Origin of the sequence: Bradyrhizobium sp. UBA2491 (assembly GCF_002341725.1) — a bacterium.
Lineage (GTDB): Bacteria > Pseudomonadota > Alphaproteobacteria > Rhizobiales > Xanthobacteraceae > Bradyrhizobium.
Genome location: NZ_DDOP01000084.1, coordinates 1 through 4894, shown reverse-complemented (window position 1 = coordinate 4894; position 4894 = coordinate 1). Strand labels below are relative to the sequence as shown.

At 65.4% G+C, this 4894-nt stretch carries 5 protein-coding genes; 2 read left to right on the top strand and 3 right to left on the bottom strand.

All coding sequences use genetic code 11. The features are described 5' to 3' along the window. Positions 1–597: S24 family peptidase (locus B2W55_RS29160; protein ID WP_291532692.1), on the top strand; the 597-nt coding region annotated here is incomplete at its 5' end. A gap of 6 nt (positions 598–603) precedes the next feature. On the opposite strand, the gene B2W55_RS29155 is transcribed toward B2W55_RS29160, so the two are convergent. Both B2W55_RS29155 and B2W55_RS29150 read right to left on the bottom strand, forming a co-directional pair. Further along, positions 604–1041, bottom strand: a complete 438-nt coding sequence (locus B2W55_RS29155) for a c-type cytochrome (RefSeq protein ID WP_160306699.1) — start codon at positions 1039–1041, stop codon at positions 604–606. 191 nt (positions 1042–1232) lie between these two features. After that, positions 1233–2018, bottom strand: coding sequence for a class II aldolase/adducin family protein (locus B2W55_RS29150; RefSeq protein WP_043855487.1), 786 nt, complete (start codon positions 2016–2018; stop codon positions 1233–1235). A gap of 186 nt (positions 2019–2204) precedes the next feature. On the opposite strand from B2W55_RS29150, the gene B2W55_RS29145 reads away from it, so the two are divergent. Further along, complete coding sequence (locus B2W55_RS29145) at positions 2205–3137, top strand: 2-dehydropantoate 2-reductase (RefSeq protein ID WP_024581775.1); 933 nt, start codon at positions 2205–2207, stop codon at positions 3135–3137. A 12-nt stretch (positions 3138–3149) separates the two neighbouring features. Here the strand turns inward: B2W55_RS29145 and B2W55_RS29140 are convergent, their stop codons facing one another. Beyond that, complete coding sequence (locus B2W55_RS29140; RefSeq protein WP_024581774.1) at positions 3150–4790, bottom strand: lysine--tRNA ligase; 1641 nt, start codon at positions 4788–4790, stop codon at positions 3150–3152. Positions 4791–4894 lie beyond the last annotated feature (104 nt).

Genomic DNA, 4894 nt, shown 5'->3' with positions numbered 1-4894 from the left:
CTCGACCGGCTCGCCGAGCGCGCCGGCCTGTCGCCGTCCGGACTTGCCAAGCAGTCCGGCCTCGATCCCACCACGTTCAACAAGTCCAAGCGCGTGACCGGCGACGGCCGCGAGCGCTGGCCATCGACCGAATCGCTCTCCAAGGCGCTGGGCGCCACCAATGCCAGCATGGAGACCTTCGTACAGCTGCTCGGCGACAGCGCGCGCGGCGGCCAGTCGGTGCCGTTGATCGGCTTTGCCCAGGCCGGCGCCGGCGGCTATTTCGACGACGCCGGTTTTCCCGCCGGCAAGGGCTGGGATGAGGTCGCGCTGCCGGCGACATCAGACGAGCACGCCTATGCGCTGGAGATCGAGGGCGACTCGATGAAGCCGGCCTATCGCGAGGGCGACATCATCGTGGTGTCGCCGGCGACCGCGATCCGCCGCGGCGACCGCGTGGTGGTGCGCACCACCGGCGGCGAGGTGATGGTGAAGGAGCTGAAGCGGCGTACCGCCAAGGTGCTGGAGCTCGCCTCGCTCAATCCGGAGCATCCCGACCGCATGCTCGACACCGAGGAGGTGGCGTGGATCGCACGCGTCGTGTGGGCAAGCCAGTAAGCGCGCCTACTTCGACGCGCTCTGGCTCTGCATCCGGTCCTGGTGCACGAGCGACCAGACATAGGCCGCCACCGCGTCGACATCGCTGTCGGTGAGATCGCCGTCGCGTCCCGGCGCCAAGGCGATGTTGTTGCGGATGGTCTTCTTGATCTCGGCGAGGCTGTCGCCCCAGATCAGGCTGCCGACCGTCAGGTCATTGCCGTTGCCGGTGCCCTTGGCATCGTGTCCGTGACATTGAAAGCAGGTGCCGTTGGCCGCCTCACCGTGGAAGATGCGATCGCCAAGCACCACCTGCTCACGCGTCGCATCGACCGATACCGGAAGCGACGCAACGTCCGGCCGCGGCCCATCTGCACGGCCAGTTGCCGGGAACAGGGTCGCAGCGACGGCTGCCGCCATCGCCACGATCCTCATCGCTGCCACGCCGGCCGACAGTGTCACCATCATGCGCCTCCGCATCTGCTCCGGGCGCATTGTGCCTTAGGGCGAGTTGCCGACAATCAGGATCAAGGGCGTAGTCGCGTCCCTTCCCGAATTTTCGGTTCTGATTGGATCGGAACCGAGGCACTGATCGTCGTTGTCGTCCCGGCGTAGGCCGGGACGACAACGGAGGGTGCGGTCCGTTCGTAACGTCCTCACGTCGCGTAGTCCGGCTCCTTGCGGTCCAGCATCCGCTTCAGGGCATCGAAATGCCGTTGCGACGGGCTTGGGCCTTTGTAGAGGTGATCGTCGCGGAAATCGCGCCTGGTCTTCTCGACCACATGCTGCGGCAATTGCTTGAGCGGCTGCTGGGTCCACATCGCGTAGATCTGCACCTGCGCGGCGCGCTCGATGTAATACAGCCGGTCATAGGCATCGGCGACGGTCTCGCCAACGGTCGAGATGCCGTGATTGGCCATGAACAGGATGGTCTTGCTGCCGATCACCTTGGCGAGCCGTGCGCCTTCCTCGGGATCGAGTGCCGGGCCGGTGTAGAGATCGTCATAGGCGATCGCCTCCGACAGTCCGACCTCGGTCTGGCCGATCTCCTTGATGCGCGGATCCTCGAGCCGCGTCAGCGCGCTCGCATAGGGCATATGGGTATGGAACACTGCCTTGGCCTGCGGCAACGCCTTGTGGATCGGCGCATGGATGCAGAAGCAGGAGCGCTCGACCTCACCCTCGCCGCGCTTCACCTCGGCATCGTCGATGCCGACCTCCATGAAGGACGACGCGGTGACCTCCGACCAGTGCATGCCGAACGGAATCTGGTAGTAGCGGTCGGAGCGGCCGGGCACCACGAAGGTGAGGTGATTGAAGATGCCTTCGGAGAAGCCGTGGATGTAAGCAAGCCGGTGCGCGGCCGCGAGATCGACCCGCGCCTGCCATTCCTCGGCGCTCGAACTGTCCTGCAACGACGTCGGCGAAACCCTGAACTGCATGCGCATGCTCCCATCTGTGCCGGCCTCTCGGTGAAGGCCATGCTGATTTTATGCGATGGATTGTAGCGCAAATCGCCGCCAACCTCCGGTGAAATTGCCGATGGTCTGCCATCCGGATTTCGCGACCCGGCGCATCCGAGTGTTGAGCCTATGGCGTGTTGCGTCGCGACACCCTAGAGTCAAAGCATGTCAGAACAATTCTCTCGCAAGACAATCGCCGTCGTCGGCCTTGGCAGTATCGGCGGCATCATCGCCGGCCTGCTGCAAGCTGCTGCCAATCATGACGTGATCGCCTGCGTCAGAAGGTCGCTCGATCACCTGACGGTCGAGCGGGCGGAAGGTGTGGTCGATGTGCCGTTGCGTGCGCTCACCGACCCGGCGCATGCGACGCCGGTCGACTGGGTGCTGCTCTCCACCAAGGCGCAGGATACGGCGTCAGCCGCGCCATGGCTGGAACGGCTGTGCGGGCCGCAGACGCGCGTCGCCGTCTTGCAAAACGGGATCGGCCATGCGGAGCGGCTGGCGCCACTGGTCGGCCCCGCCACCGTCGTTCCAACCATCGTCTACTACAATGCCGAGCGGCTGGCACCGGATCGCGTCCGCATGCGTCGCGCCGGCGAGTACGAATTCGCGGTCGGCGACGACGCGGACGGCCGCGCATTCGAAGCGCTGCTCGACGGCACGCTGATGCGCGTGCTGCGCACCGCCGATTTCACCACCCGCGCCTGGCGCAAGCTTCTGCTCAACGCCGTCGCCAATCCGATCACCGCGCTGACCTTGCAGCGGCAGGCGGTGTTTCGCCGCGACGACGTCAAGGCGCTGTGCCTTGCGATTCTCGAAGAGGCCGCCAATGTCGGCCGCGCCGATGGTGCACAGCTTGCGTCCGACGAAGCCGAGCGAATGCTGGCGACGCTGCTGACCTATCCGCCCGACGCCGGCACCTCGATGTATTTCGATCGGGTCGCCGGACGGCCCTTCGAGGCCGACGCGCTCACGGGCGCGATCGTCGCGGCCGGCGAACGGCACCGCGTGCCGACGCCGCTCAACGGCCTGTTGCTGACGCTGTTGCGCGCCACCAGCGACGGCCTGCGCGACGCCGTCCAGGCCGAGCGGCGATGAGAGGCGCGATCGCTACGACGACCGCGCCAGCGCGCCGTCGATCATGTTGACCGCGTTCTGCACGCCATAGACCGCGACGAAGGAGCCGAAGCGCGGGCCCTTCTCCTGGCCGAGCAGCACCTGGTAGAGCATGTTGAACCAGTCGAGCGAGACGCCGGGGCGGCCATCCTTGCCCTTCTTGACCATGTCGAGGAACGGCTCGCGGCGGCCGATCTCGTAGACCACGTTCTGGATGTCTTCCGCGGCAGCATTCGCCGGCATGTTGGCGAGCGCATCGCGCAGATCCTGCAACGCGGCGCGTTCGCCGTCGGTCGGTTCGCGGAACTGCTTGGTCGGCGCCACGAAGTCGCGATAATAGTTGATGGCGTAGCCGACCATCGCATCGAGCTTCGGATGCGTCTCCGGCGTCACGCCTGGACGGTAGCGGCCGATGAAGCCCCACAACGTCTCGGCGTTTTCCGCGTTCGACGACGACACCAGCGTCAGCAAGAGCTGGAAGGTGACCGGCATGTCGGCCTGCGGCGGCTTGCCGGAATGGATGTGCCAGACCGGATTCTGCAACTGCTGCCGCGGCTCCTGGCGGGTGAAGCCATCAAGGAACTGCTGGTACTCGTCGACAGCGCGCGGGATGACGTCGAAATACAGCCGCTTCGCCGCCTTGGGCTCGCGATACATGAACAGCGACAGCGATTCCGGCGAGGCGTAGCGCAACCACTCGTCGATGGTCAGGCCGTTGCCCTTGGACTTCGAGATCTTCTGGCCCTTGTCGTCGAGGAACAGTTCGTAGTTGAAGCCTTCCGGCGGCGTGTCGCCGAGCGCCGTGCAGATCTTCGCCGACAGCTTCACCGAGTCGATCAGGTCCTTGCCGGCCATTTCATAGTCGACGCCGAGCGCGTACCAGCGCATCGCCCAGTCCGGCTTCCATTGCAGCTTGCAACGGCCGCCGGTGACCGGAACGGTGACGCTCTCCTTGGTGTCGGGATCTTCATACGAGATCGTGCCGGCCTTGGCGTCATGCGCCGTCACCGGCACGTAGAGCACGAGGCCGGTGCGCGGACAGATCGGCAGGAACGGCGAGTAGCTCGCGGCGCGCTCCTCGCGCAACGAAGGCAGCATGATCGCCATCACCTTCTCGATCCGCTCCAGCATGCGGAGCAGCGCGGCGTCGAAGCGGCCGGACGTGTAGTATTCGGTCGAGCTTGCGAACTCGTAGTCGAAACCGAACTGGTCGAGGAAGGCGCGCAGCCGCGCATTGTTGTGCTGGCCGAAGCTCGGATGGGTGCCGAACGGATCGGGCACCTTGGTCAGCGGCTTGCCGAGATGCTGTTGCAGCAGCTCCTTGTTCGGTACGTTGTCCGGCACCTTGCGCAGGCCGTCCATGTCGTCCGAGAAGGCGAGCAGCCGCGTCTTGATCTTGTCCTCGGTGAGCACGCGGAAGGCGTGGCGCACCATGGTGGTGCGCGCGACCTCGCCGAAGGTGCCGATATGCGGCAGGCCCGACGGGCCGTAGCCGGTCTCGAACAGCACCTCGTCCTTGGGATTTTTCTTCAGCCGCGCCACAATCGCTTTCGCCTGCTCGAACGGCCAGGCGTTGGATTGTTCGGCGAGCGCCCGCAGGTCGCTCGGGCTGGCGGCAAGATCAATCACGGACATTCTTCAGGCTTTCTCCAAAAAGGCCGCGAAAACTAACGCTTTCGCGGCAAAATGCAAAACTGCGCTCCCTCGCCCCGCCCTTGCGGGGAGAGGGCTGGGGTGAG

Coding starts and splice junctions, on each gene's coding strand:
- B2W55_RS29155 (WP_160306699.1), bottom strand. CDS start 1,041: ATGGTGACACTGTCGGCCGGCGTGGCAGCGATGAGGATCGTGGCGATG.
- B2W55_RS29150 (WP_043855487.1), bottom strand. CDS start 2,018: ATGCAGTTCAGGGTTTCGCCGACGTCGTTGCAGGACAGTTCGAGCGCC.
- B2W55_RS29145 (WP_024581775.1), top strand. CDS start 2,205: ATGTCAGAACAATTCTCTCGCAAGACAATCGCCGTCGTCGGCCTTGGC.
- B2W55_RS29140 (WP_024581774.1), bottom strand. CDS start 4,790: ATGTCCGTGATTGATCTTGCCGCCAGCCCGAGCGACCTGCGGGCGCTC.